The organism is Streptomyces sp. TP-A0874 (genome assembly GCF_001748085.1).
Classification (GTDB): domain Bacteria; phylum Actinomycetota; class Actinomycetes; order Streptomycetales; family Streptomycetaceae; genus Streptomyces.
The window spans coordinates 365,053-379,531 of sequence record NZ_BBZK01000004.1; the positions used below are offsets into that span (position 1 = coordinate 365,053).

11 protein-coding genes are annotated in these 14,479 nt (G+C 73.3%); all 11 read right to left on the reverse strand.

Annotated features, from left to right (window positions below; all coding sequences use genetic code 11):
- Positions 1-243: 243 nt before the first annotated feature.
- Entirely contained in the window at positions 244-1,278 is a 1,035-nt protein-coding gene (locus BGP73_RS05665) for a sugar phosphate isomerase/epimerase family protein (protein WP_069812357.1), read from the reverse strand.
- 58 nt (positions 1,279-1,336) lie between these two features.
- Positions 1,337-2,776 (reverse strand): nucleotide pyrophosphatase/phosphodiesterase family protein, encoded by a 1,440-nt coding sequence (locus BGP73_RS05670; protein WP_079127226.1) that lies wholly within the window; start codon positions 2,774-2,776, stop codon positions 1,337-1,339.
- Entirely contained in the window at positions 2,773-3,951 is a 1,179-nt protein-coding gene (gene eboE / locus BGP73_RS05675; RefSeq protein WP_069812358.1) for a metabolite traffic protein EboE, read from the reverse strand. The genes BGP73_RS05670 and eboE overlap by 4 nt, the downstream gene beginning before the upstream one ends.
- A 10-nt stretch (positions 3,952-3,961) precedes the next feature.
- A complete protein-coding gene (locus BGP73_RS05680) occupies positions 3,962-4,843 on the reverse strand; it encodes a TatD family hydrolase (RefSeq protein WP_069812359.1) in 882 nt (293 codons plus the stop codon).
- 3 nt (positions 4,844-4,846) lie between these two features.
- Positions 4,847-5,641, reverse strand: a complete 795-nt coding sequence (locus BGP73_RS05685) for an EboA domain-containing protein (RefSeq protein WP_212732784.1) — start codon at positions 5,639-5,641, stop codon at positions 4,847-4,849.
- Positions 5,638-6,600 (reverse strand): sugar phosphate isomerase/epimerase family protein, encoded by a 963-nt coding sequence (locus BGP73_RS05690; RefSeq protein WP_079127228.1) that lies wholly within the window; start codon positions 6,598-6,600, stop codon positions 5,638-5,640. Before BGP73_RS05690 ends, BGP73_RS05685 begins: the two co-directional genes overlap by 4 nt.
- The gene (locus BGP73_RS05695) at positions 6,597-7,655 is read right to left on the reverse strand and encodes an SCO3242 family prenyltransferase (RefSeq protein ID WP_079127229.1); all 1,059 of its coding nucleotides are present in this window, start codon (positions 7,653-7,655) and stop codon (positions 6,597-6,599) included. The genes BGP73_RS05690 and BGP73_RS05695 overlap by 4 nt, the downstream gene beginning before the upstream one ends.
- A complete protein-coding gene (locus BGP73_RS05700) occupies positions 7,652-8,764 on the reverse strand; it encodes an inositol-3-phosphate synthase (protein WP_069812929.1) in 1,113 nt (370 codons plus the stop codon). Before BGP73_RS05700 ends, BGP73_RS05695 begins: the two co-directional genes overlap by 4 nt.
- A 401-nt stretch (positions 8,765-9,165) precedes the next feature.
- A complete protein-coding gene (locus BGP73_RS05705; protein WP_079127231.1) occupies positions 9,166-10,527 on the reverse strand; it encodes a ThuA domain-containing protein in 1,362 nt (453 codons plus the stop codon).
- Between the two features lie 136 nt (positions 10,528-10,663).
- On the reverse strand, positions 10,664-13,087 hold the full coding sequence (locus BGP73_RS05710; protein WP_079127307.1) for a PQQ-dependent sugar dehydrogenase: 2,424 nt from the start codon (positions 13,085-13,087) through the stop codon (positions 10,664-10,666).
- Between the two features lie 383 nt (positions 13,088-13,470).
- Positions 13,471-14,475: a sugar phosphate isomerase/epimerase family protein gene (locus BGP73_RS05715; RefSeq protein WP_069812361.1), complete on the reverse strand. Its 1,005-nt coding sequence runs from the start codon at positions 14,473-14,475 to the stop codon at positions 13,471-13,473.
- Positions 14,476-14,479: the final 4 nt, after the last annotated feature.

Below are 14,479 nucleotides of genomic sequence, written 5' to 3' on the forward strand. Positions count from 1 at the left end.
CGTTCGTCCTGTCGCGGCGATAGCGTTGAGCGCCCGGACAACGACCCCTAAACGCACCCACAACCCCGACTGGTCGGTTGACGAGGATGGCACCGTGACGCTGGAGCCCGTCGCCCCGCCCGAGGGGTAGTAGCGGCCCGACAGGTTCCGCGCGGCCCAGCGGCGGCCGGTGGCGTCCATCCGGTGTGCCGCTCCGGCGGCCGGTGCGCCACCGGGGCAGTGCGCGCGGTCGCGCAGCTGCGGTCAGCGGCGTCGGCGGAGGGATCGCAGATACGTGGCGGACCGCCGGGCTGTGCGCAACGGGTCCTCCGGCTGGTCGTGTTCGACGAGCCAGTGGTGTTCGGTGTGCCGGGAGAGCCTCTCCACTCCCCCGATGAAGCTCCGGTAGTCGATGTCCCCGTCCCCGACGTCGACCATCCGGTAGCCGTCGCTCGCGGTCTCGTCGTGCTCGCCGTCCTTGACGTGGAAGAGCGGGTAGCGGTGCGGCGCCCTGAGTACGTAGTCGATCGGCTCGAAGGGGGCCGGCAGACCGTCGGGGCGGACGCTGTAACGGTACTGCCCGCAGTACGCCCAGTAGATGTCCATCTCCAGGTAGACCAGCTCGGGGTCGGTCTCGGCGAGCAGCACGTCGTAGAGGCGGACGTCCGGCCGGTCCGAGGCGAAGGAGAACTCCTCGGTGTGGTTGTGCTGGTAGAACTTCATACCGCGCTCCCGGGCGGCTGCCCCGTAGGTGTTGAACTCCTCGGCGGCTCGTTTCCAGGCGTCGACGGTGTCGCCGTAGCGGAAGGGTGCGCTGGCGGTGCCGATATGCCGCAGCCCCAGCTCCTCGGCGTCGTCGAGGACCTGCTGGAGCCGGCCGGCGAAGGTGTAGGCGTCGGGGTCGTCGGAGTAGTAGCCGACGTGGCTGCCGATGCCGCGCAGCCCGTTGTCACGGGCGAGCCGCCGCAGTTGGCGGAGGGTGATCTCGCCCCCCGCCCCCTGGGTGTAGCCGGCGTACTCGATTTCGTCGTAGCCGTACCGGCTGAGGTGTTCGAAGACGGGGCCGAAGCCGATCGAGGCGATCTGGTCGCGCAGTGTGTAGAGCTGGATGCCGAGCCGGCCCGGGGGCAGCAGCGGACCGCCGGGGCGGTGGCGGCCGGGGGCGGCGCCCGACGCGGTGTCCAGGGCGGCGGCCGGGCCGGCGGCGGCACCGACCAACGCGGCGGCGGTGGCGCCGGCCGCGACCCCGAGGAAGGCGCGGCGGCGGAGTATGCGGTCGAGTTCGGGATGGTTCCTCATGGGTGCTCCTGGGAGGCGGGGCGGTCTGGTCTGGTGCTGGTGGCGGGACTCGGCCGGCTCACTGGAGTCCGGCGAGGCGAAGCAGGAGGGGTTTGACGTCGGTGGCGGCGATCGGTCCGGACCCGTCGAGTGCGTCGGGGCGGGAGCAGATCAGCAGCGGCCCCTCGTCCGGGTCCGCCGGGAGGCGCCCGTGGCTGCCGCGGACCGGCGACGGGTCCAGGGGCACTACGGCCATGCGGTAGCGCAGGCCGAGCTTCTTCCGGGCCAGGGCTCCGGCGGCGCGCAGGCGCACGTACGGGTCCCGGGGGTCCATGAACAGCTCGACCGGGTCGTAGCCGGGCTTCCGGTGGATCTCGACGAGTTGGGCGAAGTCGGGGGCCCGGGCGTCGTCGAGCCAGTAGTAGTAGGTGAACCAGGCGTCCGGTTCGGCGACGGCGACGAGCTCCCCGGAGCGCGGGTGGTCGAGCCCGTGGGTCTTCTTCCCGCGGTCGTCCAGGAGTTCGGCGATGCCGTCGAGTTCGGAGAGCGCCTCCTGGACGGCTCGTAGCTCGCCGGGGCGGTCGGGGTGGCGGAGGTAGACGTGGGCGATCTGGTGGTCGGCGACGGCGAAGGCGCGGGAGGCACCGGGGTCCAGGTATTCCATGCCGTCCTGGGTGTGTACTTCGAGCAGTCCGGCGCGGCGCAGTGCGCGGTTGATGTCCACGGCCCGGCTGACCCGAGTGATGCCGTACTCGGACAGTACGACGACGGTGGCGCGGGTGGCGCGGGCGTCGTCGAGCAGCGGGCCGAGCGCGGTGTCCAGGTCGCGCGCGGCGGCGTGTGAGCGCGGGTCGTCCGGCCCGTACCGCTGGAGGTCGTAGTCGAGGTGCGGGAGGTAGCAGAGGGTCAGGTCGGTGGGGCGGGTCCGCATGATGTGGCGGGTCGCGTCGATGACCCACTGGGAGGAGGCCAGGTCGGCCCCGGGGCCCCAGAAGTGGAAGAGGGGGAAGGTGCCGAACTCCGCTGTCAGCTCGTCGTGGAGGTCGGCGGGCCGGGTGTAGCAGTCCGGTTCCTTGCGGCCGTCGGCGTAGTAGACGGGGCGGGGGGTGACCGTGATGTCGGTGTCCGAGCCCATCGCGTACCACCAGCAGATGTTGGCGACGCTGTATCCGGGGTGGACCCTGCGGGCCGCGTCCCACAGTTTGTCGCCGCCCACCAGGCCGTTGTGCTGGCGCCAGAGGAACACCTCGCCGAGTTCGCGGAAGTACCAGCCGTTGCCGACGATGCCGTGCTCGGCGGGTGGGGCTCCGGTGAGGAAGGTGGACTGGGCGGCGCAGGTCACCGCGGGCAGCACGGTGCCCAGCGGGGCGTGCGCGCCGGAGTCGGCGAGTGCGCGCAGCTGAGGCATGTGGCGCAGCAGGCGCGGGGTGAGGCCGACGACGTCGAGCACCAGCAGCCGGCGCGGAGCGGCAGGACGCCGGCCGGGGGCGGTGGGCGGGGGGGTGGAGCGGCTGGTCACGGCAGCTCCTTCAGGCCGAGATCGGTGAGGAGTTCGCGGGCGAGGGAGAGCTCGGCGGCGATGCCGTCGGCGAGTTGGCCGCGGTTGCGGGGGCGGAGTTCGGTCGGGAGCGCCTGCCAGGTGTAGGTCTCGACTTCGAGGTGGTGGGTGAGCGGCTGCTGCCCGCCGACGAGGTGGCCGAGGGTTTCGCGGAGTACCGGGAGGGTGGAGGAGAGCGGCGGGGAGAGGGGCGCGTGGAGCGGTACGTGGAGGTGTACGCGCCAGGGCTCGGCGTCAGGGAGGACGCCGCCCGCGAGGGCTTCGTCGAGGTCGTCGGTGCCGAGTACGCCGGTCGCGGTGCGGGTCCGGGTCTGGTGCAGGAAACGCGGCTCCGCGAAGGCCGCGAGCGCTTCCCGTACCCGCGGTTCGCCGGGGGTCGGCGCGTGCAGGGCGGCCGAGAGCTGTGCCTTGACCACCGGGACTCCGGCCGTGGTGAGGCCGTCGACGGCGGTGCGGGGGTCCTCGAACTCCGTGGCGAGGTGGCAGGTGTCGACGCAGACGCCGATCCGTTCGGCGGGGGGCGCGGCCGGGCCGGTGAGGGCGGTGACGGCGTCGGCCGTGGTGGCGACGGCGCAGCCGGGCTCGGGTTCGAGGCCGACGCGGACGGAGCGGCCGGTCAGCTCCTGGAGTGCGTCCAGCCGCCTGGCCAGGGCGCGCAGGGCGGCGCCGGCGGTCTCGGTCCCGCCGCCGCCCAGGCGGGTGCGCCAGGCGAGGGGGAGCGTGGAGATGGTGCCCTCGGCGGCGTCGTCCGGCAGCAGGCCGGTCAGCAGCCGGGCGAGGTCGGTGGTGTGCTCCAGGCGTTCGGGCTCGGTCCAGTCCGGCCGGTAGACGCGGTGTTTGACGCGTTGGTCGCCGAACCCCCGGTAGGGGAACCCGTTGAGGGTGACCACCTCCAGGCCTCGGCGGTCGAGGTCCGCCCGGAGGGCACGGAGTTCGGCGGGGTCGGCGATCAGTGCTCGGGCGGCGTCCCGGGCGAGCCAGAGTCCGATGCCGAGGCGGTCGCGGCCGAGTCTGCGGCGTACCGGCTCGGCGTGTTCGCGCAGTTGCCTGCGGACTCCGGCGAGGTCTTCGGCGGGGTGGACGTTGGTGCAGTAGGCGAGGTGGACGGTGGAGCCGTCCGGGTGCCGGAAGCGCATGCCTTCCCCGTCACCCCCGTCCGGCTTCGGGTCCGGCGGCGGGTGCGCCGCGCAGGATGGAGTTGCCTTCGTGGGTGGCGCTCTGGTCGGCCGGCGCGATGTCGAGGTCGAGGCGGCCGCTGAGCCCGTAGAAGGCGACCGGGTTCCGCCAGAGCACCTGGTCGACGTCGTCCTCGTCGAAGCCGGCCGCCAGCATCGCCTCGCCGACGTGCCGGGTCTCCAGGGGGTCGCTGCGCCCCCAGTCGGCGGCGGAGTTGACCAGCATCCGTTCGGTGCCGTGTTCGCGGAGGATCCGCACCATCCGCTCCGGGTCCATCTTGGTGTCGGGATAGATGGAGAAACCGAGCCAGCAGCCGCTGTCGGCGGCTTCGCGCACCGTGGTCTCGTTGAGGTGGTCGAGTACGACGTACCCCGCTGGCAGGTCGGACTCGTTCAGCACGTCGATGGTGCGGGATAGTCCGGCGGCCTTGTCCCGGTGGGGGGTGTGGACCAGGGCCGGCAGGTCGTGGTCGGCGGCGAGTTGGAGCTGTGCGGCGAGGGCGGTGTCCTCGGCGGGGGTCATCGAGTCGTAGCCGATCTCTCCGACGGCGACGACCGAGTCCTTGACGAGGTAGCGGGGCAGTTCGTCGAGGACGGGGACGCACCGCGGGTCGTTGGCCTCCTTGGGGTTGAGCGCGATGGTGCAGTGGTGGGCGATACCGTGCTGGGCGGCCCGGAAGGGCTCCCAGCCGAGGAGGGCGTCGAAGTAGTCGTAGAAGCTGGCGGGCGCGGTTCGGGGCTGCCCAAGCCAGAAGGCCGGCTCGACGAGCGCGCGGACGCCGGCGGCGTACATGGCCTCGTAGTCGGCGGTGGTGCGGGAGGTCATGTGGATGTGCGGGTCGAAGATGCGCATCAGCTAGCTCTCCTGGGGTCCGGTGCCGGGGGCGGACGGATGGTGCGCGGGGCTGCCGTCCGGGGCGGCGGTGGGGGGAAGGGGGGAGCCTTCGGGATGGCCCGTGGTGCCGGTGCTGGCCAGCACGAGGTACAGGTCCTCGGGCACCTGCCGGCCGGCGGCGGTGCGTTCGCGGGCGTAGTCCTCGAGCATCCGGGCGAGTTCGCCGTCGTCTGCCGCCCGCCGGTCCAGCTCGGCGACGGAGCTCACCGGGACTCCGGTGAACAGGCACTTCAGTACGGCGTGCCGCCAGCTGTGTGGGGGGAGGTGCCGGGCCGCGTACGGGCCGACGGCCGCGGCCACCAGCCGGGTGTCGTTGGCCCGGAGGGCGTCCTCGACCAGTGGTACGGCGGCTGCTCCGAGGCCGGGAAGGTACGGGAGGGCGCGCAGCACGGCCCGCCGCTCCGCAGCCGTGCCGCGCTCGTAGAGCAGGGCGAGGGTGGCGTGGTCGGCTTGTGCGGCGCACAGTAGGAGGATCCGGGCGTCGTCGGCGGGTTCGGCCGCCGGGGCGGCGGGGGCCGGGCGTTGGTCGGCGGCCTCCGGCGGTTCGGCCAGCGCCTTGCGGCCGCAGTGCCGGCCGGCGGCGGCGAACCGCATCTGCCAGGGGGGCAGCGGGGCCCGCCGGCCGGTGCCCGCCTCCTGCGAAGGGCTGGCGGCGCGCGCCAGGGCGAGCGCCTCGTCCAGCCAGGCGCTTGCGGCCGGGTTGAGGCGGGCGCGCAGCGCCGCCTCCAGGGCCGCGCTGGTCGGGGTCTCGATCACCTGATACCTCCTCCGGGTGGTCGCGTGAGGGTGCGGCCGCGGTGGACGCGGTGGCGGTGCTCGGGTCCCTCGGCGGGGATGCCTGCCTGACCGGCGGCGGTCCGCAGGAAGTGCAGTGAATCGGCGGCCAGGGCCGGTCCGGCGTGGGAGTGCCTGGGCAGTTCGACGCTGACCAGCCCGCGGTAGCCGACGTCGTGGAGGGCCTGGAGCACCGGGGGGAAGTCGATCTCGCCGGCGCCGAACGGCAGGTGCTCGTGGACTCCTCGCCGCATGTCCTCGATCTGCACGTGCCGCAGCCAGGGCGCCGCCTGCCGCACGCACTCGGCGGGCGGCAGGGGTTCCAGGCACTGGCAGTGGCCGATGTCGAGGGTGAGGCCGAGAGGTTCGGGGCTGCCGAGGAGCTCCCGCAGGCGGTGGAAGCCCGGGAGGTCGGCGAGGAGGTGGCCGGGCTCGGGTTCGACGGCCAGCGGCACGCCCGCCGCGCCGGCGGCGTCGATCACCGGTTCCAGGGACCGGGCCAGCCGCTGCCAGGCGGTGTCCTCGGGCACCCCGGCGGGGATCCGACCGCTGAAGCAGTGCACGGCGTGGGCGCCCAGATCGGCGGCGACTTCGACGGCGGTCGACAGCAGGCCGCTCCGGCGGGCCCTGGCGTCGGGATCGGGGTCGAGGAGGGTGGGGTGGTGTTTGCGTCGCGGGTCCAGTACGTAGCGGGCTCCGGTCTCGACGGCGAGGCCGAGGCCGAGGCGGTCGAGTCGCCGGCCGATCCGGCGGGTCCGGGTGGCCAGTCCGGGGGCCAGGGGGTCGAGGTGCATGTGGTCGAGCGTCAGCCCGACCCCGTCATAGCCGAGTTCGGCCAGCAGGTCGAGGGCTTCCTCGACCCTCAGGTCGGTCAGGCCGTTGGTGCCGTACCCGAAGCGCAGCGCGGGGCTCGGACGCGTCGGGCCGGATCGCGGTGTCATGTCGGGCTCACCCTCCCGGAGAGCCGGCGGGCGACCGGCAGCAGGGCGAGCAGCGGCAGGGCCCGGTGGCGCGCCCCGGCGCGGGCGGCGAGCGCCGACTGGAGCGGGATCATCGCCCGGATGCCCCCGCCGACGGCCTGCTGGGTCAGATGGGGGGAGGGGTTGAGGGCGGCGTGTGCCAGGGGTCGTCCCGCGGTTGCGGCGTAGACCCCGGCGAGCAGGGTGGCGACTCGGCCGCCGCCCGGTCGGGGCTCCCGACCGAGAGTGCCGGCGATGAGCGCGGTGGTGGCCGCCGCGGCGAGCGGGGTGGCCGTGGAACCGCCCTCGGTCTCCCGCCGGGAGACGGCGGTGACGGCGAGGGTGTGTGTGCCCAGCAGGGCCGCTGAGGGAAGCGCGGCCCGCAGCCCTTCGGAGGCCGTCACTCCGCGACCGGCGCGTCCTCGATCCCCCGGCGGCCGACTGGTGCTCGCGGTGTTGTCCGGGCCGCTCGGCCCGCTGTGGTCGGGTCGGCGGCGCGCGCCGTCCGCCGGGGGTCCGACGGTGGCTGTCGCGGTGGCGCCGAGAAGGAGGTCGAGGCTCCGGGCAGCGGCCATCGCAGCCGGTCCGGCGGCGGTCCGTTTGAGCACCAGGTCGTAGGCCCAGACCGTTCCGGCGAGCACGGTGGCGGTGGCCAGGGCGGGGCGGCCCGCGGCGGCGGCCAGCCCCAGGCCGGCGGTGGTCAGCCCGGCTGCCGCGGCGAGCGCGGCCCCGGGGCGGATCCGGCCGGAGGGCAGCGGCCGGTGCGGGCGTTCGACGGCGTCGAGGTGGCGGTCGGCCCAGTCGTTGAGCACCATTCCGGCCTCGTACAGGCACAGTGAGGCGCCGACGGCGAGCGCTGTGCCGCGGTTGGGGCGGGCTCCGGAGGCCACGGCACCGGCGACGGCGTCGCCGGGGACGGTGAGAACGGCCGAGATCCGCAGGAGTTCGGCCCAGGCGGCGCGCCGGTGGGCCGGTCGCGGGGGCGGCTGTCCGAGGGGGTCGGTGGGCGCGGGGTTCCGGGGTCGCCGCGGGCTCATCGGTCCTCCTCCGGGACGGCGTCGGCCTCCGGCTTCGCCGCCCGCAGCCGGTCGGCGAAGCCGCACAGCGCCTGCCACTGCTCGGCCAGGGCGGCGGGACCACCGTCCGGGTCCTTGAAGTAGAAGCCGAGGTCGGGTCGGGGGCCGCTGAGCCCGGCGCTGTGCGCGGCGGCGGCCAGCCGGGCGAGGTCGAGGACCAGAGGGGCCGCGAGTGCGGAGTCGCAGCCCTGCCAGATGGTCTGGAGGATCATGCGGGAGCCGAGGAACCCGTCGAAGGCCACGTGGTCCCAGGCGGTCTTCCACTCCCCCATCGCCGGAACGTCGTCGATGTGGACCACGCCCTGGGGCTCGGTGGGCAGGGCGTCGGAGAGTACCCGGGCCTTGCCGGCGTTCTTCGCGGCGGCGGCGGACGGATCCGCCAGCGCGGCCCCGTCCCCGCCGCCGAGGAGGTTGGTGCCGGACCAGGCCCGTACGTCCAGGGCCCGCTGGGCGAACATCGGCGCCAGCACGGAACGCAGCAGTGTCTGGCCGGTCTTGCCGTCCCGCCCCGCGTAGGGCAGTCCGGAGCCGAGCGCGGCCTCGGTCAGCCGCGGGTGGTGCAGACCGGTGTTCGGCGTGAAGTTGACGTACGGGCATCCCGCCCGGAGCGCTGCGGCGGCGTACAGGGAGCTGGGCGGCAGCCGGTGCTCGTCTTCGGAGGTGGGTTCGGTGGAGGCGAGGTTGACGACCACCGCCCGCTCCAGGCGGTGATCGGTGAGGAACTCCCCGAGGTCGGTGGCGAAGGCGTCGATCAGCTCCTGCTCGCTCCGGCGGTCGCCGGGCTGCGGCCCCCCGGGGCGGACGGCGGCGTCGGCCGCGGCCAGGTCGGCGTTGACCGCGGCGGGCAGTCCGGGCGGCAGCACTCCGCCGACGGCCAGCGCCTCGGCCCGCTTCGGCAGGGGGCAGGTGGCGATGTCGTGACCGCCGAACACCAGCCGGTCCAACGGCGGCAGGCCACAGCCGGCGAACGGCTCGGTCTCGGTGACCAGGCCGGTCGGCGGGTGCAGCCCGGCCGCGAGGGCGGCGGCCCCGGCGACGACGGTGGTGGCGACGGAGCCGCGAGCCCCGATGAGCCAGACCCCGGTCCGCGGACGCTGGTCGGTGGCGCTGCTCGGGCCGGTTGGCGCGGCGGGCGGACGGCCGGTGTTCCCGCCCGGCGTGTTCGCCCTCCCGGGGGCCGCCGCCGATGCGGGTCGGCCGGGATCGGATGGGGTACTGGTCACTGCCGTCCTCCCTGGTGCCAGAGGTGTGTTCCACGTGCGGTGGTGCGGGACGAGCGACTTGCCGCCGGTGCGCTCCGGCCGGTGGTCGAAGGAGCTGGGGCGGACGATGGTGTGCCGGGGCGTTGAGCCGTCGCCCCGGTGGGCGGGGGCTTGGGCCGGCGGCGGGGGTGCTCGGCGTCCACCCCCGCCGCCGGAGCCGGCGGCGGTTCCCCTCGAGCCGCCACCGGCCACCGGGACGAGTTCGGGGGCTACCTCCCGCTCTCGGCCGGCAGTTCCTTGAGTCTGATGTCGCGGAAGGACACCTCGTCCCCCTCACCGTGGTTCTGGATGCCGATGTGCCCGTCGGTGAGGCCGCGCTCCGGATCGGTGTTGGTGAAGTCGTTGATCTGCGTCCCGTTGAGGAAGACCCGGAGCCGCTCGCCCTCGACACGTATCTCGTAGGTGTTCCACTCCCCCGGCGGGTTGAGTACGGCGTCCCGGGCAGCCAGGTCGGCGGACTGGAAGCCGTAGACGGCCCCGGTGGTCCGTTCCGGCACGTCGGTGGCGTCGATCTGCACCTCGTAGCCGTGGTCCACCGCCGACTGCGGGTCGTCCGAGGGCGGGAAGCCAACGAAGACCCCGGAGTTGTCGTCGCCGGCCATCCGCCAGTCGAGTTTGAGGGAGTACGCCGCCGGGGCCGGCTCCCGGTGCCAGAGCAGGCCCATGCCGCCGACGGAGGTGAGGGTGGCGTCGTCCAGTCTGAAGTGGCCCGGGCCGGCCTGCTGCCAGCCGTCGGTGCCGGTGCCGTCGAAGAGCGGGGTGTAGCCGTTCTCCGGGCGGGCGTCGGCGTGCGCCTCCCCGGTCGCGTACCGGATGCCGCCCAGCAGGTGGAGCCGGAACTCCGGCTCGGTGTACGACTCCTTGGTGTGGCCCAGGCCGGTGTAGAACACTCTGCCGCCCTCGTACTCCTGGCACCAGGCGATCGGGTGGTCCTCGCCCATGCCGCCGCCGCTGTAGGAGCTCTCGTCGAGCACCGCGAGGATCCGGGCCTGTCCGCGGGGGTTGGTGCGGTAGTCGTACCACTCGTCGGTCCGCTCCCAGACGGTGCCCAGGTGGGCGGTGGCGGGATGGGCCCGGTCCCGCACCTCGATGGCGGCCGGCTGGATCTCCGGGTGGCTCTGGAAGTAGGCCCCGACCAGCCCACCGTAGAAGGGCCAGTCGTACTCGGTGTCGGCGGCGGCGTGCACCCCGACGTAGCCGCCGCCCCGCCGGATGTACTCCTCGAAGGCGGCCTGCTGGCGCTCGTCGAGGACGTCGCCGGTCGTGGAGAGGAAGACGACCGCGTCGTACCCGGCGAGGTTCTCGGCGGTGAAGGCGGTGGCGTCCTCGGTGGCGTACACGCCGAAGCCGTGTTCCGCACCGAGTTCGCCGATGGCCGCGATGCCGTCCGGGATGGAGTCATGGCGGAAGCCGGCGGTCTTGGAGAAAACCAGTACGTTCTTCTCCTCGGCGGCCGGGCCCCGGTCGGGCCGCGCCGCGGCTCCGGCGGTGCCGGCTCCGCTGAGTCCGGGCAGCAGCGCCACGGCGGCCGCCAGTCCCAGCGTGGTCCGTCTGCTGATGCCGTTGTTCACGCTCGCTCCTTCGCAGGCCCCGGGCTGGTGGCGACCCGGGTCCGGGTGGGGGTGTCGTGGGCACGGTCCTACGGTGTCGGCCGGGCGTGGGGCCGGTGGGTCCGGGACGGTCGTCCCGGACCCACCGGGCCTCCGGTCAGCCGGTGGTGAAGGTGAAGTCGTCCACCTCGTAGAGGGCCCCGTCACCCCCCTTGAAGACCAGGAAGACGGTGGTGGTCTCAGACGGCGCGCCGTCGAGTCCGGCGGTCACCTCCTGGTAGGTCTCCCAACCTCCGGTGACGGGCACCTCGGTGCTGCCGAGGAGCTCGCCGTCGGGCGCTCCGGTGCGCACCTCCAGGGTGCCGCCGGCCCCGTCGGAGGCCACCCGGGCGCTCAACGAGACGGCGTCCGCCAAGTGGTACGGCTCGAAGGAGATCCAGTCGCCGTCGTGGATGTCGGTGACCACCCTGCCGCCCTGGGCGCCGGCCCGGGCGGTGGTCCCGACGCCGTGGCTGTCGCCGTAGTGCTCGGCCTGCCGGTGCTTGGGCTGCAGGACGTGCTGGTCGTGGCCGGTCAGCGGCGGCTGCTCACCTCCCCCGCCGTCGGTGTATTCGGCGTCGAAGACACCGAATATGTTGGCGTTCGGGTCGTGCTCGCTGTCCGCGCTGGTCTTGATGGTCCCGGAGCAGCCGGTGGCGGAGGTCATGGGGTGGCCGTGGCTGTCGTGGCCGAGGACGTACGTGACCTTGACCCGGTCGCAGTCGATGGTCTCCTCCTCCGGGTCGGTCACCGTCACCTCGAAGGGGACCTCGTCGCCGAAGGTGAACAACTGGCCGTCACCGGGGAGTTCCAGGGTCACCGTGGGGGCGGTGTTGCCGACGGTGATGTGGACGCTCGCCTTGCCGGAGCGGCCGGTGTCGTCGGTGGCCGTCACGGTCGCGGTGTAGGTGCCGTTCTCCTGGTAGGTGTGGGTCGGGTCGGCCTCGGAGGCGGTGCCGCCGTCGCCGAAGTCCCAGCTGTAGGTGAGCGGGTCGCCGTCGGCGTCGCTGCTGCCCGCGGAGGTGAAGTGGACCTCCAGCGGTGCCTGTCCGGAGGTGCGGTCGGCCGCCGCCTCGGCGATCGGCGAGTGGCCGTCGGTGGCGTTCTCGATGCGGTACAGCGCGGAGTGCTCGTCGCCGCCGAACCAGCCGAGTCCGTAGTCGAGGACGTACAGCGCGCCGTCCGGCCCGAAGGCCATGTCCATGACCTGGGTGCCGTCCCACGGGAAGTCGTTGATCGACTCGACGGTGCCGTCCTCGCCCTGCTCGATCCGTTTGATCCACTGCCGGCCGAACTCCCCGGCGAAGAAGTCGCCGTCGTACTCCTCGGGGAACTTGACCTTGGAGTCGGAGTCCGGGTCGTAGCGGTAGACGGGGCCGCCCATGGGCGACTCCGAGCCGTCCCCGAACTCGGGCACCGAAGCGCCGTCGTAGGGGATCCAGGCCGGCTGGGCCGGCGGCAGGTCGGTCAGGCCGATGTTGTGGCGGGAAGTGTTCTTCGGCGCCGCGCAGTCGAAGGGCTCACCGGACGTGCCGGTGGCGAAGTCGTACTCGACGTAGGCGTCGTTGTCACCGGTGCAGAACGGCCAACCGAAGTTGCCGGCCTCGGTGACGCGGGCGAACTCCACCTGCCCGGCCGGTCCCCGGGCGGGGTCGGCGGCGCCGGCGTCCGGCCCGTAGTCACCGACGTAGACGACGCCGGTCGGCTTGTCGACGCTCATCCGGAAGGGGTTGCGCAGGCCCATGGCGTAGATCTCCGGCCGGGTCTTCTCGGTGCCGGGAGCGAAGAGGTTGCCCTCGGGGATGGTGTACGAGCCGTCTTCGGCCACCTTGATGCGGAGGATCTTGCCGCGGAGGTCGTTCGTGTTGCCGGCCGAGCGTCGGGCGTCGAAGGCCGGGTTGCGGCCCTCCCGGTCGTCGATGGGCGTGAAGCCGTCCGAGGCGAAGGGGTTGGAGTCGTCGCCGGTGGAGAGGTAGAGGTTGCCGTCGGCGTCGAAGTCGATGTCCCCGCCGACGTGGCAGCAGGTGCCCCGGGAGGCCGGCACGTCGAGCACCTTCCTCTCGCTCGCGGTGTCCAGCCGGCCGTCCTCGTCGAGCACGAAGCGGGAGAGGCGGTTGACCCCGTCGAACGGCTCGAAGTCGCTCGCCTCACCGTCCTCGGGGGCGTCGCCCTCGGGGGTGTCGAGCGGTGGCGCGTAGTAGAGGTATATCGCCCGGTTCTCGGCGAAGTCGGGGTCGACTCCGACGCCCTGGAGGCCCTCCTCGTCGTGTGAGTAGACCTCGATCTCGCCGGAGAGCATGGTGTCGCCGGACTCGTCGGTCAGCCGCAGGGTGCCGTCGCGGGAGGTGTGCAGCACCGAGCGGTCCGGGAGCACGGCCAGCGTCATGGGTTCGCCGGTCTCCTCCGCACCCTTGGCCAGGGTCACCTGCTGGAAGTCGGCTGCGGACGTGTTCGTCGCGGAGCGCTGCCCGGGCGCGGGGGCGGCCGCGCTGGAGGTCGGGGCGGTCAGCGCCAGGGTCGCGCCGACGAGCAGGGAGCTCATCAGCAGCGCGGAGCTCTTGCGGAGTCTGGGCCGTTTCCTGTGCACGAAGTCCTCCGGAGGGATGACGTTGTGTGACAGGCGCGCGCCGTCGCGCCGGGAACCAGCTCGGCCGGTGGGGCGGGGGCCGGGTGGTGGCGGTGGGCCGATGGGGGGATCAGGCCGTTGCTCGGTGGGGGGTGTGGGCGGGTGGTTCGGTGGGAGTGCCGAAACGCTGGGCGCCGGTTTCCTCCATGGACGGTAGCCGCCTTCGTCCTGTTCGGAAACCCCGTTGACATACTGCCGGACGGCTTCTTCCTGCCGATGGACAAAGCCTTTCCAGAGCAGGCCGGACCGGCCCGGCGGCACCTTCCGGGTGGCCGGGCCGGGCGCCCGTCGCCGGGGGGTCAGTCGGAGTTGCCGAAAGCGGCGTCGAAGGAGGCGGACGGAGGCTCGAAGTCGTACTGTTTCAGGGCCCGTAGCGCCTCCGGAGCCCCCTGCAGGCGGTCCATCCCGGCGTCCTCCCACTCGACGGAGACCGGACCGTCGTAGCCGATGGAGCGGAGCATCCGGAAGACGTCCTCCCAGGGCACGTCACCGTGGCCGGCGGAGACGAAGTCCCAACCGCGCCGCGGGTCCCCCCAGGGCAGGTGGGAGCCGAGCCGGCCGTTGCGCCCGTCCAGCCGTTTGCGGGCCTCCTTGCAGTCGACGTGGTAGATGCGGTCCCGGAAGTCCCAGAGGAAGCCGACCGGGTCGAGGTCCTGCCAGACGAAGTGGCTGGGGTCGAAGTTGAGCCCGAAGGCCGCTCGGTGGCCGACCGCCTCCAGGGCGCGCTGGGTGGTCCAGTAGTCGTAGGCGATCTCGCTGGGGTGCACCTCGTGGGCGAAGCGCACGCCCTCTGCGTCGAAGACGTCGAGGATCGGGTTCCAGCGGTCCGCGAAGTCCTGGTAGCCCCGCTCGACCATCTGCGGCGGGACCGGCGGGAACATCGCCACCAGGTGCCAGATGGAGGAGCCGGTGAAACCGATGACGGTGCGCACCCCGAAGGCGGCTGCGGCCCGGGCGGTGTCGGCCATCTCGGCGGCGGCCCGCTGCCGCACCCCCTCGGGGTCGCCGTCGCCCCAGATCCTTGCGGGGACGATGGCCTGGTGGCGTTCGTCGATGGGCGAGTCGCAGACGGCCTGCCCGACGAGGTGGTTGGAGATCGCCCAGCAGCGCAGTCCGTACCGGTCCAGCAGCTCTCTGCGCCCCTGGAGGTATCCGGGCTCCTTCAGCGCGCGGTCCACTTCGAAGTGGTCGCCCCAGCAGGCGAGTTCCAGGCCGTCGTAGCCGAACTCCCGGGCCAGTCGGCAGACCTCCTCCAGGGGGAGGTCCGCCCACTGGCCGGTGAAGAGGGTGAAGGGTCTGGGCACGGGA

Coding starts and splice junctions, on each gene's coding strand:
- BGP73_RS05665 (WP_069812357.1), bottom strand. CDS start 1,278: ATGAGGAACCATCCCGAACTCGACCGCATACTCCGCCGCCGCGCCTTC.
- eboE (WP_069812358.1), bottom strand. CDS start 3,951: ATGCGCTTCCGGCACCCGGACGGCTCCACCGTCCACCTCGCCTACTGC.
- BGP73_RS05680 (WP_069812359.1), bottom strand. CDS start 4,843: ATGCGCATCTTCGACCCGCACATCCACATGACCTCCCGCACCACCGCC.
- BGP73_RS05690 (WP_079127228.1), bottom strand. CDS start 6,600: ATGACACCGCGATCCGGCCCGACGCGTCCGAGCCCCGCGCTGCGCTTC.
- BGP73_RS05695 (WP_079127229.1), bottom strand. CDS start 7,655: ATGAGCCCGCGGCGACCCCGGAACCCCGCGCCCACCGACCCCCTCGGA.
- BGP73_RS05710 (WP_079127307.1), bottom strand. CDS start 13,087: ATGAGCTCCCTGCTCGTCGGCGCGACCCTGGCGCTGACCGCCCCGACC.